Below are 26,811 nucleotides of genomic sequence, written 5' to 3' on the forward strand. Positions count from 1 at the left end.
ACAAAGCCCTCTCCCCTTCAGGGGAGAGGGTTCGGAGAGGGGCAGTAGGGCAAGGGCAGGGCGCAACGATATGCCCCTCTCCCCGGCCCTCTCCTCTGAAGGGGAGAGGGAGAAGTAGATGAGCCTGTTCGACCTGACCGGGAAGGTCGCCATCGTCACCGGATCCTCGCGCGGGATCGGAAGAGCAAGCGCCGAAGCGCTCGCCGATCAGGGGGCGCGGGTGGTGATCTCCAGCCGCAATCAGGATGCGTGCGACGAGGTTGCGGCGGCGATCAACGCGAAACATGGCGACGGCACCGCCATCGCCATTGCGGCGAGCATCTCGCACAAGGACGCGCTCCAGCATCTGGTGGATGAAACTCGCCGCGTGTTCGGGCGGATCGACATCCTCGTCTGCAACGCCGCGTCCAATCCCTATTACGGGCCGCTGGCGGACATTGCCGATGAGCAGTTTCGCAAGATCCTCGACAACAATGTCCTGTCCAACCACTGGCTGATCCAGATGGTCGCGCCCGAAATGCGCGCGCGCAAGGATGGCGCGATCGTCATCATTTCCTCGATCGGGGGCCTGCGCGGGTCGCCGGTGATCGGGGCGTATAATGTGTCCAAGGCGGCGGACTTCCAGCTCGCGCGCAACTATGCGGTCGAATATGGCCCCGACAATGTCCGCGTGAACTGCATCGCGCCGGGGCTGATCAAGACCGACTTTGCCCGCGCGCTGTGGGAGAACCCGGAGGCCGAGGCACGGGTGAACAAACAGACCCCGCTGCGGCGCCTGGGCGAGCCGGAGGATATTGCCGGCGGCGTCGTGTTCCTTGCTTCGGCAGCGGGGCGCTACACCACCGGACAGGCGTTGGTGATCGATGGCGGGGTGACGATCTGATGGCACGCTTCACCGACAAATCGATCATCGTCACCGGCGCGGGCAGCGGTATCGGGCGTGCCGCCGCGATCCTGTTCGCCGCTGAAGGGGGGCGGGTGATCGTCGCCGACAATAGCGAGGGCGCGGACGAGACCGTCGCGCGGATCGCTGCGGCCGGCGGGACGGCCAAGGCGATCCGCATGGATGCGGGCAGCGAGCCCGACGTGATCGCGACGGTCGATCTGGCGGTCGCCGAATATGGCGGGCTCGACATCCTCTTCGCCAATGCCGGGATTTCGGGCGGGATGGCGAACATCTTCGACACCACGCCCGAACTGATCGCGGAGGTGCTGCGCGTGAACCTGATCGGACCGCTGCTGGCGATCAAGCACGGTGCACCGCGCATCGCCGAGCGGGGCAAGGGCGCGATCGTCCTCACCGCCAGCGTCGCGGGCATCCGGTCGGGCGCGGGCAGTCCGGCTTATTCGGCGTCCAAGGCGGGGGTCATCAACCTCGCCGCGGTCGCCGCGCAGCAACTGTCGGGGTCGAATGTCCGCGTCAACGCGCTCTGCCCGGGCCTCACCGAGACCGGCATGACCAAGCCGACCTTCGATTACGCGCGCGAGGCGGGGAAGATGGACCGCGTCGGCCGGTTGAACCCGCTGCGTCGCGGTGCGCAGGCGGAGGAACTGGCCCGCGCCGCGCTGTTCCTCGCCTCCGACGACGCGAGCTACGTCAACGGCCAGGCGCTGGCGGTGGATGGCGGGCTGTCATCCAGCCACCCGGTGACGCGGCAAGAGTATGGCAAGACGGCGGTGTAATGTCTTGATCCGGTAACGCAAACGCGCGACGCTCCGCTCATGTTGAGCTATTTTGCCGCCGTCGCGGTGCAGGCTGTCGTCGCCCCGCCAGCGCCCCCCGCACCGCCACCGGTGGTCGTGGTTCCCGGGTCGTCGTCTCTCTATGGACCCCATCTCGTCGATTTCATCGCGGGAGAGGTGCGCTGCGGCGAGCGCGCGGTTGCGCCGCTCACCACCATCTCGCCCTTTACGGAAGTGGCGAGCATCGGTGCGAACCCGCCCCGCGCGGTCGAAATGCGCTTCACCATCGATCAGGATGGGCGCCCGACGGGGATCGTGCAACAGGCGGTGACCGGGGCACCCTATGCCTTCGTACCGGTCGGCGACCTCGCACCTGCGCTCAGCCTGTGGCGGTTTGCCGCAGGGCGGGCCGGGACGCAGTGCAGCCTGGTCTTCACACCACGCACCCAGCCGTTCGACAGGGCCGATGCCACGGATCTGTACCGTGTCGCCGCGTTACGTACCGCAGTCGACAGCGGTTCCGTATGGCCCACCCTGTTGGCGCGGGTCCGCAAGCTGAACTGCGATGGCGCGCGTCCGCCCCAGATTTTGCTGCGCGCCTTTCCGGACAAGAAGAGCCTGCCGCGCGAGCCGGGAGTGCGGGCCTATAGCGTCGTGGGGTTCGACATCGACGCCGAGGGCGTGCCGACCCGGCTGGCGATCCGCACCAGCAGCGGCAATGGCGCGCTGGACGCAGCGGCACTCGATGCGGCGCGCCGGACCCGTTTTGCCGGGGCCAATCCGCGCACTGGCTGTACGCTGCCCAGCGTGCTCGGGGCGACGGAGCCGGTTGCGGCGCCGGTTTCGCCCGGCACCGAGACGTTCCGTATGGATGACGCGACCTGCCCCGACACGGTCAAATGGACCCGTCCGCCCCGACTGACCTATCCGCGCCCATTCAGCCGCCGTGCGATCGAGGGCTGGGCAATTATCGGCTTCGACCTTGCCCCCTGGGGCGCCACCGGCAACGTCAAGGTGCTGGCGAGTGAGCCGGCGGAACAGTTCGGCGCGACTGCGCGCCACATCGTTGCGGCGGCACAGGCAGAGGGTTCGCCCGGCGGTGCGCGCGGCTGCGTGACCAAGGTCGTGTTCCGGATGCCCGACGCGAATGACGACGAACGCGAGTCTGACGACTCCTGACAGTGCGTTGACCCGAATGGCTGCCGGGGCAAGACTGCACGCACAGGGTTCATCGGAGGAAGCGATGCGAGCAGTTCGAGCATTCATGGCGGCGGCATTGATCGCCGGAATGGCGATGCCTGCCCCCGCGCAGGAGGTGGTGGTCAGCGCGTCGCGCGCATCGGCCAATCGCGACGGGTTTCAAGGCACTTCGCTTCCGATCATCACGCTGCGGCGCACTGCGGACTTCGCGGTCCAGCGGGTTGCGATCACCGGCGACACGCGCGACGAGGCGCTGCGGCGCAAGGAAATCTACGCGATGGTGAAGAGCGCGATCGAGCGCGCCAGACAATATGGCGTCGAACTGGCCACGGGCGATTATGTAGTCGAAGCGCTGACGCTGGAAAATTACGGCAACCTGACGCTGAGCAAGGACCGCCGCCCCGATTCCGAACGCACCAGCTTCATCGTGAAGGCAAAGCTGGAACCTGGTATCGATGCCAAGGCGGCGCTGGAGCGCATCTCCAAATTCATCAAGGCGGTACCGCCCACGGGCCGCGCCCAGATGGAGACAGTCGGCGATCTGACGCTGTCGGTGCTGAACCCCGATCAGTATCGCCAGAAGATCATCGAGATGATCGCCGCAGACGCGGCCGCCACCGCCGCCCGGTTCGGACCCGATTATGGCGTCGAGGTGCGCGGGCTGGACCGCCCCGTCGAATGGTCGCGGGCCAGCCTGAGCGAGGTATTCCTCTATCTCCCCGCAGCCTATGTGATCCGCCCGAAGGAGTGAGTGCTCCAATTCCTCCCCTGCGGAGCAGGGGAGGGGGACCGCCGAAGGCGGTGGAGGGGCGGCCGCGCAGACGGCCGTTGAACAGCTCGGCAAAATTCCGCCGCTTGCAGCGGCGGCCCCTCCGTCAGCGCTGCGCGCTGCCACCTCCCCCAGGCAAGCTGGGGGAGGAATAGCTCACCCCTCGCGCATCCGCATCAGCCCTTCCTGCGCGACGCTCGCCACCAGTCGCCCGTCACGGCTGTAGATGCGCCCGCGATTGAACCCGCGCGCATGGCCGGCCCAGGGGCTGTCGGTGGTGTAGAGCAGCCACTCGTCGGCGCGCAGCGGCTCGTGAAGCCACACCGCGTGGTCCAGGCTCGCGCTCTGCAACCCGCGCGTCATCCAGTTGACGCCGTGGGGCATCGTCGCGGTGCCGAGCAGCATCATGTCGCTGGCGTAGGACAGTACCGCGCGGTGCAGCGCGGGATCGTCGGGCAGGGCGGCGGCGGTGCGGAACCAGCTATGCTGCACCGGTTCGCGCTTTTCGGGCTTGAACCAGTTGCGCGGGGAGCAGGGGCGGATTTCGATCGGGCGCGGGCGCAGGAAGAAGGGGCGGAACTTCTCCGGCACATGGTCGCGGATTTCCTCGCGCAGGTCGAACTCGGACCGCAGGTCGTCGGGGCCTGGCACGTCGGGCATGTCGGCCTGATGCGACAGGCCATCCTCGGGCCGCTGGAACGACGCGATCATGTTGAGGATCGGTGCGCCCTGTTGCAGCGCGATCACGCGGCGATTGGCGAAACTGCCCCCGTCATAATCGCGCACGACGCGGTAGATGATCGGGAAATCCTCATTGCCCGGGCGCATGAAATAGGCGTGGAGCGAATGCGCGTCCTTGCCCTCGACCGATCGCTGCGCCGCCTGCAGCGCCTGTGCGATCACCTGCCCGCCGAACACGCGCCCGACCCCGCCGGGCTGGCGCGCGCCGCGATACAGGTCGACATCGATGGTTTCGACGTCGAGGAGGGTGACGAGTTGGGTCACCTGTTCGGCGGCGGTTTCGGCGCGTTGTTCGGTCATTCTTCCTCCTTAAGCCCCTCCCCTTCAGGGGAGGGGTTGGGGGTGGGGAGTCTCAATCTCATCGAGACCGGTGGCCAAGAGGAGAGGCCCCACCCCAACCCCTCCCCTGAAGGGGAGGGGCTATAGATCGTCAATACCCCGCCGCCCGCGCCAGGGCGTCGGCGTGATAGTTGGTATCCCCGAACAACTCCGCCAGCACGCGCCCGCGCTTCATGTAGAAGCCGATATCATATTCGTCGGTCATGCCGATGCCGCCATGCATCTGCACGCCTTCCTGCACCGCCAGCGTCGAGGCCATGCCGGCCATCGCCTTGGCGACCGACACCGCTTCGTCCGCCTTGGCGTCGCCCGCGTCGAGCAGTTGCTGTGCCTTGAGCACTGCGGCGCGGGCGACCTCCAGTTCGGAATAGAGGTGGGCGGCGCGATGCTGGAGCGCCTGGAAGCTGCCGATCAGCACGCCGAACTGCTTGCGCTCCTTGAGATACTGGACCGTCATGTCCATCGCGCCGCCGCCGACGCCGAGCATTTCCGCCGCAGCACCCGTGCGTCCCGCGCCGAGCAATGCGTTGAGCACCGCGCGGCCGCCATCGACTTCCCCGATCACCGCATCGGCATCGACCGCGACGCCGTCGAAGGTCATGCGCGCGGCGAGGCTGGCATCGGCGAGCCGCTGCGGGTCGGCGGTGAGGTTCGCCGCGTCCTTCGATACCGCGAACAACGTCACGCCATCATGATCCTCGGGCGACCCGGCGGTGCGCGCGGCGACGATGAGCAGGTCGGCGACATGGCCGTGCGCGACGAACTGCTTGGCGCCGGTCAGCTTGAAGCCGTTGCCCGAGCGTTCGGCCTTCATGCCGATCGCGTCGCCATGCTTGGCGCGCTCGTCGATCGCCAGCGCGGCCACCGTTTCACCCGCGAGGATGCCGGGGAACCAGCGCTCGCGCTGCGCCGTGCCGTTGAGTGCCGCGACCGCCGCGACCGCGGTGGTGAGAAAGGGGGAGGGGGAGAGGTTGCGCCCGATCTCCTCCAGCACCACCCCCGCCTCGACATGGCCGAGGCCCAGACCGCCATCGGCCTCCGGGATCAGGATGCCGGTAAAGCCCATTTCGGCAAACTGCTTCCACAGGTCGCGGGAAAAGCCGGTCGCGTCGTTGGCGTCGCGCAGCGCGCGCATATGGCTGACCGGGGCGGCTTCGCTCACGAATTGCTGCGCGCTCTCGCGGAGCATGGTCTGTTCGTCGTTGAGGTAGAGTGGCATCACTTTCTCCCTCTCCCCTTCAGGGGAGAGGGCCGGGGAGAGGGGCAGTCTCTCCTTCTCCGGCCCGTTGATTTTATCCGACTGCCCCTCTCCCAACCCTCTCCCCTGAAGGGGAGAGGGCTTTGTTCACGACGGCAGCTCCAGGATCCGCTTGGCGATGATGTTGAGCTGAACCTCGCTGGTCCCGCCCTCGATCGAGTTCGCCTTGGTGCGCAGCCACGCGCGCGGCTTGGCGCCGCCGTTGGAGCGCTCGCTTTCCCATTCCAGCGTGTCCGACCCGCCGCTCGCCATGATCAGTTCGTGGCGGTCCTTGTTCAGCTCGGTGCCGTAATATTTCATCATCGATGGCTGGGCGGGGTGCGCCTGTCCGGCCTTCAGCTGGTCAATGAACCGCTCCGACATCGCCGAGAACGCCTTTGACCGTACCTCGAACAGCGCGAGTTGCGCGCGCAGGATCGGGTCGGCGAGGCGGCTCTGCGCGTCCAGCCCGATCGTCGCGATCGCCCCTTCGATCAGCGGGTTGCCGCCGGGAGAGGCCAGGCCCATGCCGGAGATCATCTCACGCTCATGGCCGAGCAGATATTTGGCAACGTCCCAGCCCTTGTTCTCGTCATGCACCCGGTTCTTCTTGGGTACACGGACGTTATCGAAGAACGTCTCGCAGAACGGCGAATAGCCGCTGATCAGCAGGATCGGCTTGGTCGACACGCCCGGCGAGTCCATGTCGAACAACAGGAAGCTGATCCCGCCCTGCTTGCTCTCCTTGCTCGTGCGGACCAGGCAGAAGATCCAGTCGGCCCTGTCGGCATAGCTGGTCCACACTTTTTGCCCGTTGACGATGTAATCGTCCCCGTCGCTGACCGCGCTGGTCTGCAGCCCGGCCAGGTCGCTGCCCGCATTGGGTTCCGAATAACCCTGGCACCAGCGGATTTCACCGCGCGCGATCCTGGGCAGATGTTCGAGCTTCTGCTCCTCGGTCCCGTATTTCAGCAGCGCCGGGCCGAGCATCGAGATGCCGAACGAATTGAGCGGATTGCGGCATTTCAGCCGCGCCATCTCCTCGCGCAGGATCTTTGCTTCCGCCGCCGACAGCCCGCCGCCGCCATAGGCTTTGGGCCAGTCGGGCACGGTCCAGCCGCGTTCGGCCATGCGGTCCATATAGAGCTTCTGGTCGGGATTCTTGCTGTAATCGGCCTTGCGCCCGCCCCAGTTCGCATCGCCCTCCCCGCGCATCGGTTCGCGCATCGACGCAGGAACATTCGCCTCAAGCCAGGCGCGGGTTTCGGCGCGGAATTGTTCCAGATCGCTCATATTTCCTCTCCCATTCCTCCCGGGACGGGGAGGGGGACCGCCGCCAAAGGCGGTGGCGGAGGGGGCTCGAGGCACCGGAAATCCTCGCCTCGGGCCCCCTCCACCAGCCTGCGGCTGGTCCCCCTCCCCGTTTCGGGGAGGATTTGTTCAATTGAACCGCTCGCCCTTTTCGACCTTGTCCCTGAGCAACTGCGCGACCTCGAAGCCGTGCTTCTCCAGCCCCGCGACCACGGTCTTCAGCCCGACCGTGTCCGCCCAGAACATCGGACCGCCGCGATAGACCGGCCAGCCATAGCCGTAGATCCACACCACATCGATGTCCGACGCGCGCTGGGCCATCCCTTCCTGCAGGATCTTCGCGCCCTCATTCACCATCGTGTAGAGTGTGCGTTCGACGATCTCCTCGTCGGTCACGTCATGCTGCGGCGTGCCCGTCTTTTCGCGCCATTCGGCGATGATTTCGGCAACGCGCGGGCTGGGAGACGGATTGCGCTTTTCGTCATAATCGTAAAAGCCAGCGCCTTTTTTCTGGCCCCAGCGGCCCTCGGCGCACAGCTGGTCGCGGATGCTCTCAACCCGATTGGGGTCGCGGTGCCATCCGATATCGACGCCGGCCAGATCGCCCATCTGGAACGGCCCCATCGGCATACCGAATTCGACATGGACCTTGTCGATCTGTTGCGGGCTGGCGCCTTCCATCAACAGCTTGTTCGCCTCGATCTGGCGCGGCATCAGCATCCGGTTGCCGATAAAGCCGTAGCAAACGCCAGCGACCACCGCGACCTTTTTGATCTTCTTGGCCACGTCCATGACGGTCGCAAGCACATCCTTGTCGGTCTTCGCGCCGCGCACGATCTCCAGCAATTTCATGACATTGGCAGGCGAGAAAAAGTGCATCCCCACCACATCGCCCGGCCGATTGGTGGCGCTCGCAATCTCGTCGATGTTGAGATAGCTGGTGTTCGACGCCAGGATCGCGCCGGGCTTGGCGATCGTATCGAGCTTGCCGAAAATCTCCTTCTTCACGTCCATATTTTCGTACACGGCCTCGATGATGAGGTCGCATTCGGACAGGTCGTCGAAGTTGAGCGTCGGCTTGAGCAGGCCCATCGCCCCCTCGACCTGTTCGGCGGTCATCCGGCCCTTGGCGGCGCTGCCTTCGTAATTCTTGCGCATCACCCCGGTGCCGCGGTCGAGCGCGTCCTGCGCCATCTCGACGATCGTCACGGGGATGCCCGCGGACAGGAAGTTCATGCTGATGCCGCCGCCCATCGTGCCTGCACCGATCACGCCGACGCGTTTGATCGGGCGCAGCTGCGTATCTTCGGGCACGTCGTCGATCTTGGCCGCCTTGCGCTCGGCGAAGAAGATGTGGCGCATCGCCGCGCTCTGCGTCCCCATGATGAGCTTCATGAAACCGTTGCGCTCGCGCTGGACGCCCTCGGCATAGGGTTTGCCGACCGTCTCCTCGATCACCGCGATGATTTCGGCGGGAGCATCGAAGCCGCGCATCCGCTTGGCATTGGCCTTGCGGAAGTCGTCGAACACGCCCGGTTCGACGGTCACCGGCTTCTCGCTGGCGCGGGGCAGGGGACGCGCGTCCGCCATCTTCCGCGCATAGGCGATGGCATCGGCGGTCAGGCTGTCCTCACCCGCCAGCCGATCGACCAGCCCCGCCGCCTGCGCTGCCTTGGCCGACACCGGATCGCCCTTCGCCGCCAGTTCAAGTGCGAACTGGACGCCCGCCACGCGCGGCAGCCGCTGCGTCCCGCCGGCGCCGGGCAGGATGCCGAGCTTTACTTCAGGCAGGCCGAACTTCGCCGAGGGCACGGCGATGCGGTAATGGCAGGCGAGCGCAACCTCGCACCCGCCGCCTAGCGCAGTGCCGTGGACCGCCGCGACCACCGGCTTCTCGCTCGCCTCGATCGTATCGACCACGGTCGGCAGGCCGGGTTCCTGCATCGGCTTGCCGAATTCGGTGATGTCGGCCCCGGCAAAGAAGGTGCGGCCTTCGCAGCGGATCACCGCGGCTTTCAGGCTGTCGTCGTCATTCAGTTCCTTGATCGCCGCATCCAGCCCCTGCCGCACCGCTGCGCCGAGCGCGTTCACCGGCGGGTTGTTGGACGTGATGACGAGGATATCGCCTTGGCGTTCGGTGGTGATGGGGGAAGTCATTGAACTCTCTCCTGCAATCTAGATCGTCATCCCCGCGAACGCGGGGACCCATCTCCCGCCGCTGCACCAAGGGGCACAGTTAGGAGATCGGCCCCCGCGTTCGCGCGGGGTGACGATGAAATGGGTTTCGGCGCAGCGCATCATGCGAGGGCCGAATAGATCATCGTCTTCAGCTCGCGCCGGATCGGGTACATCCCCGATGGCGAAAGCTGGGTCATGAACACCATCGTGATCCGCTCCACCGGATCGACGAAAAAGGCGGTCGAAAACATGCCGCCCCAGTAAAACTCGCCGACCGATCCCGGGATCATCGACCGGGCGACATCGATATTCACCGCAAAGCCCAGGCCAAAGCCGGTCCCGGCATTCTGCGTCTCGCTGAACAGCGATTGCGACAACGCCGACAGATCTTTTCCGCCGGGCAAATGGTTCATCGTCATCAGATCGAGCGTCTTGCGCCCGATGATCCGCGCCCCGTCCAGCGTGCCGCCGTTCAGCAGCATCGCGCAGAAGCGGTGATAGTCGAGCGCGGTCGAGGCCAGCCCGCCGCCGCCCGAGAGCAATTTAGGCATCCGGCTCCAGGCGGATTCCGCGCCGCGGTCATACATAACCCGACCCTCGCCCGCCTTGAAGGTGTAGCAGTCGGTCAGGCGATCGACCTTCTCCGGCGGAACGGCGAACCCGGTGTCGTGCATGGCGAGCGGCGCGAAGATATGCTCCTCGAAATAGCGATCGAGCTTCTTTCCCGACACACGTTCGACCACGGCGCCGAGCACATCGGTCGAGACGGAATAGTTCCAGCCCTCGCCGGGCGAGAATTCGAGCGGCAGCTTGCCCAGCGCGGCGACGAAGCCGTCCAGATCAAGATGGCCGTGCCAGCCTTCGATCCGCTGTTCGCGATAGGCCGCATCCACATTGCCGCGATTCTGGAAGCCGTAAGTGAGGCCCGAGGTGTGGCGCAGCAGGTCCACCATTCGCATCGGCTCATTGGTCGGCCTGGTGACGAACGGCACCCCGCCGCCGCCGCCATTATAGACACCCAGCCCCTTGAATTCGGGCAGCACGTGATGGACCGGCGTGTCGAGCGCGACATGCCCGGCCTCTACCAACTGCATGAACGCGATCGATGTTACCGGCTTGGTCATCGATGCGATGCGATAGATCGACGTCTCGTCCACGCTGGCGCCGCCCTCGCGCGCGGCGCCCTGATGGCTGAAATGCGCAATGCGTCCGTCACGGGCGATCAACAGCTGGGCGTTGGGCAGTTTTCCGGAGTCGAGATACCGTGCCTTCACAAAGGCGTCGATCATGCAAAGGCGCTCGGCGTCGAAACCAGCCTCTGTGGGCGTTGCGAAACGGGTGGAATCCATACCCCTAATTCGAATCCTTATTCCGACCTGATCCTGTTTCCGTCGCTTCCCTATTGCGTTGCGCGACGGATGAATCAAGAATGATCTGTAAATCGGGGCGGCGGAATCGCCAAACCGGACATTCAACTAAGCCAAGAATGATAGCTGGAGAGATGCGCCCGTGACGTCCGAACCGATCATCCCGCTCGACCCATCATGGCCCAAAATGTCGCTCGCCCAGGCACAGGCGCTGATGACAGCGCCGGGGCAGAAGCTGGAAATGGAGGAGATCGAGATTCGCGGCGTGAAGACGCGGGTGTGGAAGAACGCGCCGCCGCACCTCGCGGCGTTGATCCAGATGTCGCGGGCCTATGGCGACCGGCTGTTCACGATCCATGAGGATGAGCGCGTCACGTTCGAGGCGAATTATCGCGCCGTCGCGCATCTCGCGACGAAACTGCGCGAGATGGGAGTGCAAAAGGGCGACCGCGTCGCGCTGGCGATGCGCAACACGCCCGAATGGCCGGTGATCTTCTTTGCCGCGGTCAGCATCGGTGCGATCCTGGTCCCGCTCAACGCCTGGTGGACCGGGCGCGAACTCGACTATGGGCTGCGCGATTCCGGGTCGAAGATCCTGTTCCTCGACGGCGAGCGTTTTGCCCGGTTACAGAAGCGGCTGCCCGACCTGCCCGATCTTCAACGCACCATCGTCAGCCGCTGGGACAGCGATCTGCCCGAGGGCGTCGACAAGCTCGAGGATCTGATCGGCGCGCCGAACGACTGGGCGTCGCTGTCCGATGTGCCGCTCCCCGCCGATCCGACGCTGGGGCCGGAGGATGATGCGACGATCTTCTACACCAGCGGCACGACCGGTTCGCCCAAGGGCGCGCTTGGCACGCATCGCAACCTCACCACCAATATCATGTCCGGCGGCTATGGCGCGGCGCGCTCATATCTCAGGCGCGGCGAGATGCCGCCCGAGCCGCAGCCCAAGACCGGCCTGCTCGTCATCCCGCTGTTCCATGTCACGGCCTGCTCCGCGAGCCTGATGGGCACGGTGGCTGCGGGCAACACGGTCGTCTTCATGCGCAAATGGGACCCGGTGGAGGCGATGGAGATCATCCAGCGCGAGAAGGTCAATCTGACCGGCGGCGTTCCGACCATCGCCTGGCAGATTCTGGAGCACCCCGACCGCCACAAATACGACCTCTCCAGCCTGGAGGCGATCGCTTATGGCGGTGCGCCCTCGGCACCAGAATTGGTCAAACGCATCTACACCGAATTCGGCGCGCTGCCCGGCAATGGCTGGGGCATGACCGAGACGATGGCCACCGTGACCAGCCATTCGAGCGAGGATTATCTCAACCGCCCGACCAGTGCCGGGCCGCCTGTTCCGGTCGCCGATCTCAAGATCATGGACCCTGAGGGCGAGCGCGAACTCCCCGTCGGCGAGGTGGGCGAACTGTGGGCCAAGGGGCCGATGATCGTGAAGGGCTATTGGAACAAGCCCGAGGAAACCGCCCAATGCTTCCGCGACGGCTGGGTCCGCACCGGCGATCTGGCGAAGCTGGACGAGGAGGGCTTTCTCTACATCGTCGACCGCGCCAAGGACATGATCATCCGCGGCGGCGAGAATATCTACTCGTCCGAGGTCGAGGACGTCCTCTATGCCCACCCCGCGGTCACCGACTGCGCGCTGATCGGTATCCCGCACAAGACGCTGGGCGAGGAACCTGCCGCGGTGGTGCATCTGGCGCCGGGGATGCACGCAACCGAGGCCGAACTCCAGGCCTGGGTGCGCGAGCGGCTGGCGATCTTCAAGACGCCGGTGGCGATCCGCTTCGTCGCGGAGACGCTGCCGAGAAATGCGAACGGCAAGATCCTGAAAAAGGACCTGAAGGCGCTGTTCGTCGAGGAAGCGGCGGCCTGAGGCTAAAGCAGTCTCTGCGATCGGTACCAGTCGGCGGTCTGGCTAAGGCCGTCGGGCGTCGCGATCTGCGGCGCCCATAGCGCGACCGGCGGTCGCTCCAGCGGGCGGGCGGTCCAGTCGGGATGGGAAAGATAGGCGGCGCGGTCCGGCGTCAGCTTGGCGTTGGCATCGCGCAGGAACCGGTCGGCACGTCCCGCCAGGTGCAGCAGCGCGCGCGGAACATGCAGCGCGACCGGACGGCGCCCGACCGCTGCTCCGACCAGCCGGGCGAACTCCGCGTGCGAATAGCCGCCATCGACCCCGTCGTCGCACTCATAGATGTGTCGACCCGGATCGCTCTCCGCCATCGCGACCAGCAATCGTGCGAGATCGTGGACGTGGATCAGCGAGATTCGCCCCGCCGGCGGGAGTATGACGAACCCCAGCTTCGCCATCCGGAAGACGTCGCGCATCTCCATGTCGCCGGGGCCATAGACGCCCGGCGGCCGGATCATCGTCCAGTCGAGCCCGGATTTGCGCACTTCATCCTCGGCCCGCTCCTTCGACCGGCCATAGTTCGACAGATGCGGCTCGCGCGCGGACAAGGACGACAAATGAACGAAGCGGCGCACCCCCACCGACGCAGCGGCAGCGGCCATGCGCGCGGTGCCGTGGACATTGCCGGTGATGAACCCGGCCGGGCTGGGGGCGTTGACCACACCGGCGATGTGAATCACCGCATCGGCGCCGCTGGCGAGCCGGGCGAGCGCGTCCTCGCTGTCGAGATTGCCGGAAATCCAGCTTACGCCGTCCCGTGCCGGCTGGTCGCGCCGGGTCAGCGCGCGGACATGATGGCCACGTGCCAGCGCATGATCGACCGTCGCCTTGCCGACAAAGCCGGTCGCGCCGGTGAGGGCGAGCGTCAGCGTCACAGCATCACCAGATGGTCGCGATGCACGAGCGCGGCGCGGGGCGCATAGCCGAGCAACGCGCCCTGATCCTCGCTGCGCGTGCCGAGGATCGCCTGCGCATCGGCGGCGTCATATTCCGAGAGACCGCGCGCGATCGGCCCGTTCGGCCCCTCGATCGTGACGAGATCGCCGCGAAAGAACATGCCGCGCACGCCCGTCGCGCCGATCGCAAGCAGACTGCGACCCTCGGTCAGCGCCAGTGCCGCCCCGGCATCGATGGTGATGCTGCCCTTCGCGGTCAGCCGCCCGGCGAGCCAGGCCTTGCGTGCGCGCGTTCGTTTTTCCGGGAGGAAGATGGTGTGGCGCGCATCGGTCGATAGCGGGCGGTCGATCCGTCCGCTCGCGATGGCGAGGCTGACCCCCGCGCTCGCCGCGATCCGCGCGGCCTCGATCTTCGATACCATCCCGCCCGATCCCATGCCCGACGCGGAACCGCGATCGGCCATCCCCTCGATCCGCCCGTCGATCCGATCGACGACCGGGATATGGACCGCGTCGGGGAGGGCGGGGTTGCGATCGTACAGCCCGTCGACGTCGCTGAGCAGCACGACCCCGTGCGCGTCCGCGGCCTGCGCCACGCGCGCGGCGAGCCGGTCATTGTCGCCGAAGCGGATTTCGGCGGTCGCGACGCTGTCATTCTCGTTGATGATCGGCACGACGCCAAGACTGAGCAGCCGTCCGAGCGTCGCCGCGGCGTTGAGATAGCGGCGGCGATCTTCCAGATCGTCGAGCGTGACGAGCATCTGCGCGGCGGTGAGGTCATTGGCGGCAAGCATTTCGGCCCAGACCTGGCTCAATGCGATCTGCCCCGTCGCGGCGGCCGCCTGCGCGTCCTCAAGGCTGGCGCGACCGCCCTTGGGCAGGTTCAGCCGCCGTGCCCCAAGCGCGATCGCGCCGGAGGACACAACCGCAACCTGCTGCCCCGCCCCCAACCGCGCGGCGATGTCGGCGGCGATGCCCTCCAGCCAGTCCCGGCGGATGGCGCCATCACCATCGACGAGCAGCGCCGAACCGATCTTGACGACGAGCCGAGGGCAGGAGGCGGGCGGGAAAAGATGCATGGTTTGCCGCATATAGTCGAGCCGGGTGCTCTGGGAAGCGGAGAAGCACGGTCCACGGGAACCCGCTCGCGCGACGGGAGGTTGCTCCTTCGAAAGGAGTCCCGCCATGCGCTATTCCCGATTTGTCGCCATGATCGCCACCTCTACCGTGGTTATGTTCGGACTCATGTACCTGAACACCTATGCGCTTGCGCATGTAACGTTCAGCCAGACGCGCGTCTGGATGGCGTTGCTGATGGGCGCGGTGATGGCGGTGGTCATGCTCGGCTTCATGTGGGGCATGTACAAGGATCGCCGGACGAACCTCGCGATCCTGGTCGTCGCGGCGATCGTCTTTTCGGGATCGCTCTGGGCAGTCCGAAGTCAACAGACGGTGGACGATGTCAGCTATATGAAGGCAATGATTCCGCATCACTCGATTGCGATTATGACCAGTGAGCGGGCGCAGATTCGGGATCCGGAGGTGCGCAAGCTTGCGGACGAGATTATCGCGGCGCAACGACGCGAAATCGCCGAGATGAAGCGCATGATCGCGCGCCTTGAGCGTCGCGGGGATACAAAGGCCGAGCGCTGACCCCTATCGCCTGGCGAACGTGTAGCTCAGCGCCAGTCCCAGTGAGGGCTGGCTGCGCGACCCCGCCGCACGGACATAGGGCGACTTGGCGGCGTCCCCGACCAGCCGGTCGTAGCGGGCATAAGCGGCGAACCCCAGCGATGGCGTGAGCTGGCGCAGATAGCCTGCGCTGATGCCCACCGCTTCCACCCCGCCGCCGGGCCGAAAGGTGGCAAGCCCCGACGCAACGCTGTCCGCCGGGGTAATCCCGTACCAGGCGCGGTGATATTCGGCGTCGGCGAGGGTGACGCGCGGGCCAATCGAGAACAGCCAGTCGTCGCCTTCGCGCGCGACATAGTCGGCACCGACTTCGCCGACCCAGCCGCGATGCCCGCTCACCGCCTTGCGTCCCTCGGCCCGGATTCGCAGTTCAGGCGCGAGATAGGTCTGGGCGAATGCGCCGATCTCGAAACTGAAACCGACTTCGTGAAGCGGCACGCCGATATCGGCGGCCTTGCGCTTGCCCTTGAAGCCGAGTGCCGGACCGAACTCGATCCCGCCCGCGTCGGCGACCGGAAAGCCGAAACTCTCATCCGGGGCCTCGAAATCGAACGGATCGTCGCCGCGCGCCCGCGACACGTCGAAAAAGGGGCCGAAGGACAGGTCCTTGGCGCCGGGCGTCTTGGGCGACAGCTGCGGGCCGAGATAAATGCGGGTGCGCAGCGGCTCGCGCTCCTGCGCATGCGCGGCTCCAGGTATTGCGATGGCGAGAAGGGCGAACGGCGTCAGGCGAAGCAACATGCGCCCACTCTATGCGATCCGCGCGGAAGCGCCAGTCAATCGCGCGCGAAAATCTCGTCATGGGGGATTGTTAGCGGGACGTTAATCAGCAAAACGATCCGGCCTGCCTGTTCAGAGCGGCGACCACTCCACCACTTCCTCGCCATCATCGTCGTCGCTCACCCGCGCATGGTCCGGGCCGATCGCTTCGAGCAGCTTGTCGAGCACCCAGTCGACGCCGACCCCGCTCGCGCCGCTGATCGGGATCACCTCGGTGCCGCTGGCCTCTTCCAGTTCGGCGGAGAGGGCGGCGATCAGTTCGTCGTCGAGCATGTCGATCTTGTTGAGCGCGACGATGATCTTTTTGTCGAGCAGGCCCGCGCCATAGGCGTCGAGCTCGTCGCGGACGATGCGATAGCTGGTGGCGACATCTTCGTCATTCGCATCGACCAGATGCAGCAGGACCTTGCACCGCTCGATATGACCGAGGAACCGGTCGCCGATCCCGGCACCCTCCGCCGCACCCTCGATCAGGCCGGGGATGTCGGCGATCACGAACTCATTGCCCTTGTGCCGCACCACGCCCAGCTGGGGGCGGGTGGTGGTGAAGGCATAGGCGCCGACCTTCGCCTGGGCGTTGGTCACCGCGTTGATGAAGGTGGACTTGCCGGCATTGGGCAGGCCGACGAGACCGGCATCCGCGAGCAGCTTGAGGCGCAGCCACACGAACATTTCCTCGCCCGGCCAGCCGGTGCCGTGCTGGCGCGGAGTGCGGTTGGTGCTGGTCTTGTAGCTGGCATTGCCGCGCCCGCCATCGCCACCCTTCAAAAAGACGATGCGCTGCCCTTCCTCGGTCAGGTCAGCGAGCAAAGTGCGTTCCTCGTCATCGGCGAGAATCTGCGTGCCGACCGGCACCTTGATGACGAGATCATCGCCGCCCGCGCCAGTCTTGTTGCCGCCCGACCCGCCATGGCCGCGCTGGGCGCGGAAATGCTGGGTGTAGCGAAAGTCGATCAGCGTGTTGAGGCCCGGGACCGCCTCGAAGATGATGTCGCCGCCCTTGCCGCCGTCGCCGCCATCGGGACCGCCATATTCGATGTACTTCTCACGCCGGAATCCAACGGCGCCGCCGCCGCCCCAGCCCGATTTGATGAAGATCTTTGCCTGGTCGAGAAAATGCATGTCAGCTGTCCTGGCCCCACATTTTCAGGAAGCGTGGGGATCCGGTAAGTTGGCGCAGCGCGATCTCACGCGCGGCGCCGCGGGGAAGGTCGAGCGAGCGGGCAAGAGGTTCGCCGAGCAGCGCGTCGCCCATCGCCATCAGAACGAGCGCGAGTGTATCCTCGCGCAACACCGCGCCGCTATCCTCGCCCTCGACAGCGGAAATCTGGTCGACAAGTCCGTGGATCACCTCAAGGATCGGGTCGAGCGCATCCTCGTTGCCCGACAGGATCATCCAGCTGGCCAGTGCGCCCGCGCCCGATTTGTCAAAGGCGTCAAACGCAAGATCGACGACCTGGCGGGGCTTGTCCTCGGTCCGCGCCGTTTCGTCGGCGCGGGCTTCCTGGATCAGGCCCACGATGCGCGAGCAGACCGTTTCGGCGAGGCTACGGGCGAGCGCGCGCTGAAGCCCTGCCGCCGATCCGAAATGGTGGAGCAGGTTCGCGTGCGTCCGCCCGATGCGCGCGGCGACGGCCTTGAGGGTCACCGCCTGCGGTCCCGCTTCGATCAGCAGCGCACGCGCCGCTTCCAGCGCGGCATCGCGCGATTCTTCGGGGCTCAGACGTCTGCGCTCGGTGATGGGCGTTATTGACATTTGTGTAAGTAAGGCGTAGCTATCATCGCAAATGCCTTGGAGCAAAACCATGTCGAACGCAAAGACTCCCGCTGACCTCACCATCACGCCGCGCGACCGCCGGTTCGGGCGCGGGCAGCGGCAGGACCGTCTGTGGCTGAACGGCGATGTAGCCGCGACCGCATTCTACAACGCGCTGTCGGTGACCTTTCCCAAGGGCGAAGCCTATTTCATCGAAAGCGTGAAGGCGTTTCGCAACGGGGTGGACGCGAAGCTGGCGCGCGAGATCAAGGCGTTTACCGTGCAGGAAGTGGTGCACAGCCGCGAGCATGTCGCGTTCAACAAGCGCGTGCTGGACCATGGCTATGACATTACGCGTCTGGAGGCCCGGGTCGACCAGGTGCTGGAGATCGCGCGTTCGCGCCCGAAGATCGTCCAGCTCGCCGCGACCATGGCCCTCGAACATTATACTGCGATCCTCGCGTCCGAACTGCTGCGCAATCCGACGCATCTGGAGGGCGCCGATCCGGAGAATGCCGACCTGTGGCGCTGGCATGCGCTCGAGGAGATCGAGCATAAGGGTGTCGCCTATGACACCTATTTCCATGCCACGCGCGGCATGAGCCGCTGGAAACGGTGGAAGATCAAGTCGCTGACAATGCTGTTGATTACCGGCACCTTCTGGAAACACCGGATCGAGGGGACGCTCGAGCTGATGGCGCAGGATGGGGTGACCGGCTGGCGTGCGAAAACGATGCTGGCAAAATATCTGCTCGTCTCGCCCGGCATCGTTACACGGATGATCCCGGCCTGGTTCAGCTATTTCCTGCCCGGGTTCCACCCCTGGAATCACGATGATCGCGCGCTGATCCGCAAGGCGGAGAGCGACTATGAAGCGGCCATTCTACCCGCCGGTACCGCTACGGCCTGAGCGCGTTTTGAATTACTGAACGGAAAATATCAGAAATTATCCGTTGCGGGGTTGAAACCGCTTTCGCCGCTCCCCAATTGCTGCACCGCAATAAGGGGAAAGACGATTATGCGTGTCCTGGCTGGCTTCGTGGCTCTGGCGGCGTTGAGTGCATGTGGAGGCGGCCAGCCGCCTGCCGCGCCCCCCCCGCCCGAAGTCATGGTGGCGACGCCGCTCCAGCGCGAGGTTGTCGACTGGGACGATTATACCGGCCGTTTCGTCGCGCCCGAGGATGTCGAACTGCGCGCCCGGGTCAACGGTGTCATCACCGCCGTTCATTTCCGCGACGGGCAGGATGTCCGCAAGGGCCAGCCGCTCTTCACCATCGATCCGCGCCCCTACCGCGCGCAGCTGATGCAGGCGAACGCCCAGATCGCCCGGGCCGAGGCTGCGCTGAGCAATGCCCGGCAGGTCACCGCCCGCAGCCGGGAACTGGCCAAGGCGCAGGCGGTGAGCGCGGAGGAACTGGAATCGAACGTCGCGGCCGAGCGTAGCGCCGCCGCCGATCTCGCCGCGGGTCGCGCGGCGGCGTCTCAGGCGATGCTCAACCTGGGCTTCACCACCGTCCGCGCGCCGTTCAGTGGCCGTGTTTCGGACCGCAAGGTCAGCATCGGCGATTTCGTCGCCGAAGGTCAGACGGTGCTGACCCGTGTCGTCTCGCTCAACCCGATCTGGTTCGAATTCGAGGGCGCCGAAGCCTTCTATCTCAAGAATTTGCGCCAGGATCAGCGCGGCGAGCGTGGTTCCTCGCGCGATACCGCAAACCCGGTGCAGATTCAGCTCGCCGACGAGAATGAATATCGCTGGAATGGCCGGATGGCGTTTCTCGACAATGCGGTGGATCCCAATTCGGGAACGATCCGCGCGCACGCCGTCGTCCCCAATCCGACCGGCTTCCTGACCCCCGGCATGTTCGGGCGCGCCCGCCTGCTGGGTTCCGGCAGCTATCGCGCGATGCTGATCCCGGATGAGGCGATCGTCACCGACCAGACCCGCCGCCTCGTCTATGTGGTGAGCAAGGAGAATAAGGCGACGCCGCGCGTCATCGAGGTCGGGGCCAAGGCCGAAGGGCTGCGGATCGTCCGCGATGGCCTTGCCCCCACCGATCGCGTCATCATCACCGGCGTGGGCAGGCTTCAGCCGGGTGCGCCGGTCACTCCCAAACAGGGGGCGATCAAGCCGGACGCCACCAAACAGGCAGCCCCCACGCGCCCCATCGATCCGCCGGCTTCGGGCCAGGCGACCGTCCAGTAAGGGGCGCATCACATGAAATTCCCGCATTTCTTCATCGAGCGGCCGATCTTTGCGGCGGTACTCTCGATCCTGATCGTGATCGTCGGTGCCGTCGCCTATCCGTCGCTGCCGATCGCGCAATATCCCAATATCGCACCGCCGACGGTGGTGGTGACCGCCACCTATCCGGGCGCGAGCGCGGAAACGCTGGCGGAAACCGTCGCCGCGCCGATCGAACAGGCGATCAACGGCGTCGACAACATGCTCTACATGACGTCGTCCTCGACCGGGAACGGCCAGACGCAGATCACCGTCGCGTTCAAACAGGGCACCGATGTCGATCAGGCGCAGGTGCTGGTCCAGAACAAGGTCGCGACGGCCGAACCGCGCCTGCCAGAGGACGTCCGGCGCATCGGCGTGACGGTGAACAAGAACTCGCCCGACTTCCTGATGGTCGCGTTCTTCACCTCGCCCGACGAGAGCCTCGATATCCAGTATATCTCCAACTACGTCACGCTGCAGGTCCAGGACCGCATCGCGCGCATTCCGGGCGTCGGTCAGGCGCAGGCATTTGGCGGGCGCGACTATAATATGCGCATCTGGATCGACCCCGGTCTTGCCGCCGCGCGCGATATGACCGTGGACGAGGTGGTGAACGCCATCCGGGGCCAGAATGTTCAGGTCGCGGCGGGCACCGTCGGCGCGCCTCCCTATGGCGATGTCAGCCCCGCATTCGAACTGGGTGTTCAGACCAAGGGGCGTTTGACGACCACCGATGAATTCGGCGCGATCGTGATCAAGCGCGATGCGACCGGCCGCCTGACCCATCTGCGCGATGTCGCGCGGATCGAACTGGGCGCGCAGGACTATAACTTCAACGGCTATCTCAACGACAAGCGTGCCGTCGGCATGGGCATCTTCCAGCTGCCCGGCTCGAACGCGCTGGCGACGGCGGATGCGGTGAAGGCAGAGCTGGACAGCCTGTCGAAGGACTTCCCGCCGGGCATGAAATATTCGATCGACTATAACCCGACCGAATATATCGCCGAGTCGATCACCGCGGTCGAGCATACGCTGATCGAAGCGCTGGTGCTCGTCGTCCTCGTCGTCATTATCTTCCTGCAGAGCTGGCGCGCGGCGGTGATTCCGATCGTGGCGATCCCGATCTCGTTGATCGGCGCGTTCGCGGTGCTGCTGGCGTTCGGCTATTCGCTCAACACGCTCTCGCTGTTCGGCCTCGTCCTTGCCATCGGCATCGTCGTCGACGACGCGATCGTCGTGGTCGAGAATGTCGAGCGATTGATGGAGGACGAGGGGCTCAGTCCCAAGGAGGCCGCACACAAGACGATGGACGAGGTGTCGGGCGCGATCATCGCGATCAGCCTGGTGCTGACCGGCGTGTTTATCCCGACCATGTTCATTCCGGGCATCTCGGGCGCCTTCTACCAGCAGTTCGCGATCACCATCGCCTCGGCGACGGTCATCTCGGCCTTCGTGTCGCTCACCCTCTCGCCCGCGCTGTGCGCGCTGGTGCTGAAGCACAAGGGACATGACAGCGAGCCGGCTCCCGGCTGGCGCGGGCTGCCGGGACGGGCAGGGGCGGCATTCAACCGCGGCTTCAACCGGCTGTCGGAGAATTACGGCAAGCTGACCGCCCGGCTGGTACGGATGCTAATGGTCGTCGGCGTGGTCTATGTCGCGCTGATCCTTGTTGCCGGCTGGCGGTTTACCTCCACCCCTTCGGGCTTCATCCCGCCACAGGATCAAGGCTATCTGATCGGTGCGGTGCAGTTGCCGCCGGGCTCGTCGCTCAACCGCACCGACGCGGTGGTACAGGAGGCCATTGTTGCCGCCCGCAAGCTGCCCGGCGTCAAATATGTGGTGGGCTTTGCGGGTCTGGATGGCGCGAGCTTCTCGACCGCGCCCAATACCGGCGTGCTGTTCTTCGGCCTCGCACCCCATGCCGACCGCGACAAGAGCGCGGACGAGATCCAGCAATCGCTATACGGCGCGCTGGGCGGCATCAAGGGCGGCGACATTCTGGTGATCGCACCGCCTCCGGTTCCCGGAATCGGCACCGGCGGCGGGTTCAAGATGATGATCCAGGACCGTGAAGGGCTGGGCTATCAGGCGCTGGCGCAGGCGGCGTTCGGGATGATGATGGGTGCCAATCAGCAGGAAAGCGTCGCAGGCGCCTTCACCCTGTTCAACACCGGCACGCCGCGGCTGACCGCGGATGTCGACCGCGAGCGGGCGGAGCGGATGGGCGTTCCGGTATCCAACGTCTTCTCGACGCTGGGTGCGTATCTCGGCTCCTCCTATGTCAACGACTTCAACTATCTCGGACGCACCTTCCGCGTGACGGCGCAGGCCGACGCGCCCTATCGCGACGACGCCACCGACATTCAGGGGCTGAAGACGCGGTCGGCATCGGGCGAAATGGTGCCGATGAGTTCGGTGATGACGCTCAACAACGACAGCGGGCCATATCGCGTGGTGCGGTACAACCTCTATCCCGCCGCCGAGCTCCAGGGCGACTCCAAACCCGGCTATTCGACCGGCCAGACGCTCGATTCGATGGAGCAACTTGCCGCCCAGACCCTGCCACAGGGGATGAGCTTCGAATGGACCGAACTGGCGCTCGAGCAGCGTTCGGCGGGCAATACCGGCGTCATCGCCTTTGCCTTGGCGGTGGTGTTCGTCTTCCTCCTGCTCGCCGCCCTCTATGAAAGCCTGGTGCTGCCGCTGGCGGTGATCCTGATCGTGCCGATGTGCCTGCTCGCCGCGATCCTTGGCGTCAACGTGATGGGGATGGACAATAATATCCTGACCCAGATCGGACTGGTCGTGCTGATCGGCCTGGCGGCGAAGAACGCGATCCTGATCGTTGAATTCGCCCGCCAGAACGAGGAGGAGGGCATGGACATGTTCGAGGCCGCCAAGCACGCGGCAAGCCAGCGGATGCGGCCGATCATCATGACCTCGATCGCCTTCATCCTCGGCGTGCTGCCGCTGGTGATCGCGAGCGGAGCGGCCGCGGAGCTGCGTCAGGCGCTGGGTGTCGCGGTGTTCTTCGGCATGATCGGCGTGACGATCTTCGGCCTGCTGTTCACCCCGGCCTTCTACGTCATCAGCCGTAAGTTCGGTATCTGGGCCACCGCCCAGACCGCGCGCTTTCGCAGCAAACCCCATGATCCCGTGACGGAGCCCGCAGAATGAAGCGCCTATCCCTCCTGACTGCGGCGCTGCTGGCGGGCTGTTCGGTCGGCCCGACCTATGAACGGCCCCAGACGCCGCCCGCTGCGGCCGCCGCGTTCGTCGACCCGGGCATGACCAAAGTGTCGCCGGGCGCGGTCGAAGGCGAATGGTGGCGGCTGTTCGCCGATCCCACGCTCGACCGGCTGGTGGTGGAGGCGCTGGCCCACAACACCGACATCCGTCAGGCGTCGGCGAATCTCAAGCGCGCACGAGCGATCCTGTCCGAATCGCGCGGGGCACGGCTGCCGGGAACCAGCACAAGCGCGGGCTATACCCGCTCGCGCACCGGCGCGGAGAGCGTTCAGGGCAGCTTGCCCGCAGGCGTGGACGGAGTGGAGGGCGACTTTTTCCAGGTCGGACTCGACGCCTCCTACGAAATCGACCTGTTCGGCCGGGTCAGCCGCTCGATCGAGGCGGCGCGCGGCGATGTGGACGCGGCGCAGGCGGCGCTTGACGCCGCCCGTGTGGCGGTCGCGGCGGAGACAGCGCGGACCTATGCTTCGGCCTGTGGCTTTGCCGCGCAGGCTGCGGTGGCGCGGGAAACGGTGCAGCTGCAAAGCCGTACGCTCGATGTGACCCAGCGGCTGTTCGATGCAGGACGCGGGACGATCCGCGATGTCGATCAGGCACGGGTGCTGGCGGAGAATGCGCGGGCACAGGTTCCGGCGTTCGAGGCAGAGCGTCGCGCGGCGCTCTATGCGCTGGCGACGTTGACCGGCCGTCCCCCGGCCGAGCTGGACGCACAGGCGGACCAGTGTGCGACGCCGCCGGGCGTGTCGGCGCTGATCCCGGTCGGCGACGGGCAGGCGCTGCTCGCCCGTCGACCCGATGTGCGTCAGGCCGAACGCCAGCTTGCCGCCGATACGGCGCGGGTGGGGGTGGCGACCGCCGCACTCTATCCCTCGATCCAGCTGCTGGGATCGGTTTCGCTTGGCGCACAGAGCCTTGACGATCTCGGCAAGAGCTCGTCGTTCAACTTCTCGCTCGGGCCGTTGCTCAGCTGGAACTTCCCCAATCTCACCGCCGCGCGTGCCCGGGTGCGTCAGGCGGAAGCGGGGGCAGAGGCTTCGCTCGCCGCCTTTGACGGCACGGTGCTGACTGCGCTGCGCGAGGTCGAGCAGGCGCTGGCGCGCTATTCCGGCGAGATCGAGCGCAACGTCGCGTTGCGCCGTGCGGACACCGCCGCGACCAACGCTGCGCGGATTGCGGTCCTGCGGTTCGAAGCAGGGCGCGACAGCCTGCTCCAACGGATCGATGCCGAGCGTGAGCGCGCTTCGGCACGCGCCACGCTCGCCCAGTCCAACGCAGCCCTGGCGGAGGCACAGGTGGCGCTGTTCAAGGCACTGGGCGGCGGCTGGGAAACCGCGCCGGAGCCGGTGCGACGCGAGGCGACCCCCGCCAACTGAGATTACATGTTTCGGACGGAGCCGTGTAGCGTAACTGGCTCCGTCCGATCCGCCCCGCCTCAGGCCGCCATTCGCCCGTCGCACGGGTCGGTGCCGACATCGGACCCGTCGAGCCGCTGTTCATATTCGACGCACTGCACATCGCCTCCGCGTCCGCGCGCGTAACGCGGGACGACCCGGCCTGTCGGCTGGAAGCCCAGCTTGCGCAGCACCCGGCCCGATGCGGGGTTGTCGACATAATGGCCCGCTGACAGGCGCGGGACGCGTAGCGTGCGCGCGATATCGATCACCGCGCGGCCTGCCTCGGTCGCAAAGCCACGTCCCCACGCGTCGGGGGTGATCCAATATCCGAATTCGTGCGGCTCATCGTCATAGGGACCAAAGCCGATTCCGCCGACGATGCGGCTGACGCCATGGTCGAAGGCGCAGATCAGGAAGCTGGCGCCCGAACCGCTCGCCACGCTCGCCTGATCGGCCAGGAACGCCTTGGCGTCACCCAGCGCGTAGGGCCAGGGGGCCCGGCCCAGGTTGCGGACCACCTCTTCAAAGGCAATCGCACGGGCGAGATCGGGGGCGTCCTCGGCCCAGCCGGGCCGCAGCATCAGCCGCTGTGTACGTGCGAACATGTTACTCTCCTCGCGGACCCGCCGATGCCGCGGATTGATGACCGCAGCACGACAGTTGGGGTGGGGAGGGAGCAATAAAAAAGGGAGACCGGGGTGACCCGTCTCCCTTTTGCGGTCTCCTGCTGGAGACCCGGGTCACCCTGGCGGGCAACCCGGATGGTTGCCCAGCTTATTCCGCTGCTTCCGCAATCATGTCTACCGAACAGAATTTGCGGCCGAGCTTGCCGTCGTGGAATCGCACGCGACCGTCGGTCAGCGCGAACAGCGTGTGATCGCGGCCGATGCCGACATTGGCGCCCGGATAGAAACGGGTGCCGCGCTGACGCACGAGGATGTTGCCGGCGATTGCCACCTGGCCACCGAACTTTTTCACGCCAAGGCGCTTCGATTCCGAATCGCGGCCGTTACGCGAAGAGCCGCCTGCCTTTTTATGTGCCATTTCGCGTTACTCCTTACGCTTCAGCGGCTGCCGGGGCGTCGCCCTCGGTCGCCTTGGCCTTGGCGGCCTTCTTCTTGGTTTCCTGCGCACCGATCGCGGTGATCTTCAGGATGGTGTGGTTCTGGCGATGGCCGTTCTTGCGGCGATAGTTATGCCGACGGCGCTTCTTGAAGACGATGACCTTCTCGCCCTTCGCCTGCGCGATGATCTCGGCCGAGACGGTCAGCCCGTCGGTCGACTTCAGATCCGAACCTTCGCCAGCGAGCAGCACGTCACCCAGGGTGATCGTCGAACCGGCTTCGCCGTCGAGCTTCTCGACGACGATCTTGTCTCCTGCGGCAACGCGATACTGCTTGCCGCCCGTGCGCACGATAGCGAACATGGGCCTCATCTCAATTTCAAAAGCATGTGCCCGCGCAGGACAAGCCCGGCGGGAGGAACGGCGCGGTTATGGGATTCGCCCGGCGAAGTCAACCTTTGTCGGGCTTTTGTCCGGAAGGCGGCACCGGCCCGCTCCCCCACCCGGCCACCCATCGGCAGGATATTCTGGAATGGGTGGCCGGGTGGGGGAGCGGGCCGGTGCCGCAGAACGCGTCAGCGTTCTCAGACAAATCTAATGCCGGTGCTCGTTTTTCAGCTGATACCGCCCGCCACTCAGCTGATCGAACAATCCGTGGATCGCGGGATGCTCGATCGGCTCGTCGCTGTCATCGACGACCAGGTTCTGCTGACTGACATAGGCGACATAGCTCGACTCGGCATTTTCTGCGAGCAGGTGGTAGAAGGGCTGGTCCTTGCGCGGACGGATATCCTCAGGAATCGCCTCATACCATTCGTCGGTATTGGCAAAGACGGGGTCGATGTCGAAGATCACCCCGCGGAAATCGAACAGCCGGTGCCGCACCACATCGCCCAGATTGAAGCGGGCATGGGCAACGGCCGGTACCGGAACGCCGGAGATCGACAGATCGAGCGGTGCGGAAGGACGGGTCATGGGTTCAATCTAGTGTGTCCTGCGCTCGGC

General features: G+C 65.8%; 24 protein-coding genes. 10 read left to right on the forward strand and 14 right to left on the reverse strand.

All coding sequences use genetic code 11. The features are described from left to right. The first annotated feature begins 118 nt into the window (after positions 1-118). From FPZ54_RS19060 to FPZ54_RS19075, 4 genes are all read left to right on the forward strand, one after another. Positions 119-883 (forward strand): SDR family NAD(P)-dependent oxidoreductase, encoded by a 765-nt coding sequence (locus FPZ54_RS19060; RefSeq protein WP_145849376.1) that lies wholly within the window; start codon positions 119-121, stop codon positions 881-883. Next, positions 883-1,683, forward strand: coding sequence for an SDR family NAD(P)-dependent oxidoreductase (locus FPZ54_RS19065; protein WP_145849377.1), 801 nt, complete (start codon positions 883-885; stop codon positions 1,681-1,683). Before FPZ54_RS19060 ends, FPZ54_RS19065 begins: the two co-directional genes overlap by 1 nt. A 39-nt stretch (positions 1,684-1,722) precedes the next feature. Beyond that, positions 1,723-2,862 carry a TonB family protein gene (locus FPZ54_RS19070; protein ID WP_145849378.1) on the forward strand — a complete coding sequence of 380 codons (1,140 nt, stop codon included), beginning with the start codon at positions 1,723-1,725 and terminating at the stop codon, positions 2,860-2,862. Positions 2,863-2,926: 64 nt separating this feature from the next. Continuing rightward, positions 2,927-3,634, forward strand: coding sequence for a TonB-dependent receptor (locus FPZ54_RS19075; protein WP_145849379.1), 708 nt, complete (start codon positions 2,927-2,929; stop codon positions 3,632-3,634). A 174-nt stretch (positions 3,635-3,808) separates the two neighbouring features. On the opposite strand, the gene FPZ54_RS19080 is transcribed toward FPZ54_RS19075, so the two are convergent. From FPZ54_RS19080 to FPZ54_RS19100, 5 genes are all read right to left on the reverse strand, one after another. Beyond that, positions 3,809-4,693 (reverse strand): acyl-CoA thioesterase, encoded by an 885-nt coding sequence (locus FPZ54_RS19080; RefSeq protein WP_145849380.1) that lies wholly within the window; start codon positions 4,691-4,693, stop codon positions 3,809-3,811. A 130-nt stretch (positions 4,694-4,823) separates the two neighbouring features. Then, positions 4,824-5,951 (reverse strand): acyl-CoA dehydrogenase family protein, encoded by a 1,128-nt coding sequence (locus FPZ54_RS19085; RefSeq protein ID WP_145849381.1) that lies wholly within the window; start codon positions 5,949-5,951, stop codon positions 4,824-4,826. 126 nt (positions 5,952-6,077) lie between these two features. Continuing rightward, complete coding sequence (locus FPZ54_RS19090) at positions 6,078-7,262, reverse strand: acyl-CoA dehydrogenase family protein (protein WP_145849382.1); 1,185 nt, start codon at positions 7,260-7,262, stop codon at positions 6,078-6,080. A 147-nt stretch (positions 7,263-7,409) separates the two neighbouring features. Next, positions 7,410-9,437 (reverse strand): 3-hydroxyacyl-CoA dehydrogenase NAD-binding domain-containing protein, encoded by a 2,028-nt coding sequence (locus FPZ54_RS19095; RefSeq protein WP_145849383.1) that lies wholly within the window; start codon positions 9,435-9,437, stop codon positions 7,410-7,412. Between the two features lie 140 nt (positions 9,438-9,577). Next, positions 9,578-10,747, reverse strand: coding sequence for a serine hydrolase domain-containing protein (locus tag FPZ54_RS19100; RefSeq protein WP_422396550.1), 1,170 nt, complete (start codon positions 10,745-10,747; stop codon positions 9,578-9,580). Between the two features lie 265 nt (positions 10,748-11,012). Between FPZ54_RS19100 and FPZ54_RS19105 the strand changes: the two genes are divergently transcribed. Beyond that, the gene (locus FPZ54_RS19105; RefSeq protein ID WP_145850059.1) at positions 11,013-12,716 is read left to right on the forward strand and encodes a class I adenylate-forming enzyme family protein; all 1,704 of its coding nucleotides are present in this window, start codon (positions 11,013-11,015) and stop codon (positions 12,714-12,716) included. 2 nt (positions 12,717-12,718) lie between these two features. On the opposite strand, the gene FPZ54_RS19110 is transcribed toward FPZ54_RS19105, so the two are convergent. After that, the gene (locus FPZ54_RS19110) at positions 12,719-13,621 is read right to left on the reverse strand and encodes an NAD-dependent epimerase/dehydratase family protein (protein WP_145850061.1); all 903 of its coding nucleotides are present in this window, start codon (positions 13,619-13,621) and stop codon (positions 12,719-12,721) included. Positions 13,622-13,623: 2 nt separating this feature from the next. Continuing rightward, complete coding sequence (proB, locus tag FPZ54_RS19115; RefSeq protein WP_145849385.1) at positions 13,624-14,727, reverse strand: glutamate 5-kinase; 1,104 nt, start codon at positions 14,725-14,727, stop codon at positions 13,624-13,626. A gap of 106 nt (positions 14,728-14,833) precedes the next feature. Between proB and FPZ54_RS19120 the strand changes: the two genes are divergently transcribed. Next, positions 14,834-15,301, forward strand: coding sequence for a DUF305 domain-containing protein (locus FPZ54_RS19120; protein WP_145849386.1), 468 nt, complete (start codon positions 14,834-14,836; stop codon positions 15,299-15,301). Positions 15,302-15,304: 3 nt separating this feature from the next. Here FPZ54_RS19120 and FPZ54_RS19125 read toward each other — a convergent pair whose 3' ends face one another. From FPZ54_RS19125 to FPZ54_RS19135, 3 genes are all read right to left on the reverse strand, one after another. Next, positions 15,305-16,081 carry a MipA/OmpV family protein gene (locus tag FPZ54_RS19125; protein WP_145849387.1) on the reverse strand — a complete coding sequence of 259 codons (777 nt, stop codon included), beginning with the start codon at positions 16,079-16,081 and terminating at the stop codon, positions 15,305-15,307. 111 nt (positions 16,082-16,192) lie between these two features. Further along, complete coding sequence (gene obgE, locus FPZ54_RS19130; RefSeq protein ID WP_145849388.1) at positions 16,193-17,242, reverse strand: GTPase ObgE; 1,050 nt, start codon at positions 17,240-17,242, stop codon at positions 16,193-16,195. A gap of 1 nt (position 17,243) precedes the next feature. Then, entirely contained in the window at positions 17,244-17,876 is a 633-nt protein-coding gene (locus tag FPZ54_RS19135; RefSeq protein ID WP_145849389.1) for a TetR/AcrR family transcriptional regulator, read from the reverse strand. A 49-nt stretch (positions 17,877-17,925) separates the two neighbouring features. Between FPZ54_RS19135 and FPZ54_RS19140 the strand changes: the two genes are divergently transcribed. The 4 genes from FPZ54_RS19140 (at position 17,926) to FPZ54_RS19155 (ending at position 24,722) form a co-directional block, all read left to right on the forward strand. Next, positions 17,926-18,786: a metal-dependent hydrolase gene (locus FPZ54_RS19140; protein WP_145849390.1), complete on the forward strand. Its 861-nt coding sequence runs from the start codon at positions 17,926-17,928 to the stop codon at positions 18,784-18,786. Between the two features lie 108 nt (positions 18,787-18,894). Continuing rightward, positions 18,895-20,079: an efflux RND transporter periplasmic adaptor subunit gene (locus FPZ54_RS19145; protein WP_145849391.1), complete on the forward strand. Its 1,185-nt coding sequence runs from the start codon at positions 18,895-18,897 to the stop codon at positions 20,077-20,079. Between the two features lie 12 nt (positions 20,080-20,091). Then, on the forward strand, positions 20,092-23,277 hold the full coding sequence (locus tag FPZ54_RS19150) for an efflux RND transporter permease subunit (RefSeq protein WP_145849392.1): 3,186 nt from the start codon (positions 20,092-20,094) through the stop codon (positions 23,275-23,277). Next, positions 23,274-24,722, forward strand: coding sequence for an efflux transporter outer membrane subunit (locus tag FPZ54_RS19155; RefSeq protein WP_145849393.1), 1,449 nt, complete (start codon positions 23,274-23,276; stop codon positions 24,720-24,722). Before FPZ54_RS19150 ends, FPZ54_RS19155 begins: the two co-directional genes overlap by 4 nt. A 59-nt stretch (positions 24,723-24,781) precedes the next feature. On the opposite strand, the gene FPZ54_RS19160 is transcribed toward FPZ54_RS19155, so the two are convergent. From FPZ54_RS19160 to hspQ, 4 genes are all read right to left on the reverse strand, one after another. Continuing rightward, complete coding sequence (locus tag FPZ54_RS19160; protein ID WP_145849394.1) at positions 24,782-25,348, reverse strand: GNAT family N-acetyltransferase; 567 nt, start codon at positions 25,346-25,348, stop codon at positions 24,782-24,784. A 169-nt stretch (positions 25,349-25,517) separates the two neighbouring features. Beyond that, positions 25,518-25,787 carry a 50S ribosomal protein L27 gene (gene rpmA, locus FPZ54_RS19165; protein WP_145849395.1) on the reverse strand — a complete coding sequence of 90 codons (270 nt, stop codon included), beginning with the start codon at positions 25,785-25,787 and terminating at the stop codon, positions 25,518-25,520. Between the two features lie 13 nt (positions 25,788-25,800). Continuing rightward, a complete protein-coding gene (gene rplU, locus FPZ54_RS19170) occupies positions 25,801-26,169 on the reverse strand; it encodes a 50S ribosomal protein L21 (protein ID WP_145850063.1) in 369 nt (122 codons plus the stop codon). A 231-nt stretch (positions 26,170-26,400) separates the two neighbouring features. Beyond that, positions 26,401-26,781 carry a heat shock protein HspQ gene (hspQ, locus tag FPZ54_RS19175; protein ID WP_145849396.1) on the reverse strand — a complete coding sequence of 127 codons (381 nt, stop codon included), beginning with the start codon at positions 26,779-26,781 and terminating at the stop codon, positions 26,401-26,403. Positions 26,782-26,811: the final 30 nt, after the last annotated feature.

Source organism: Sphingomonas suaedae (genome assembly GCF_007833215.1).
GTDB classification, from domain to species: Bacteria; Pseudomonadota; Alphaproteobacteria; order Sphingomonadales; family Sphingomonadaceae; genus Sphingomonas; species Sphingomonas suaedae.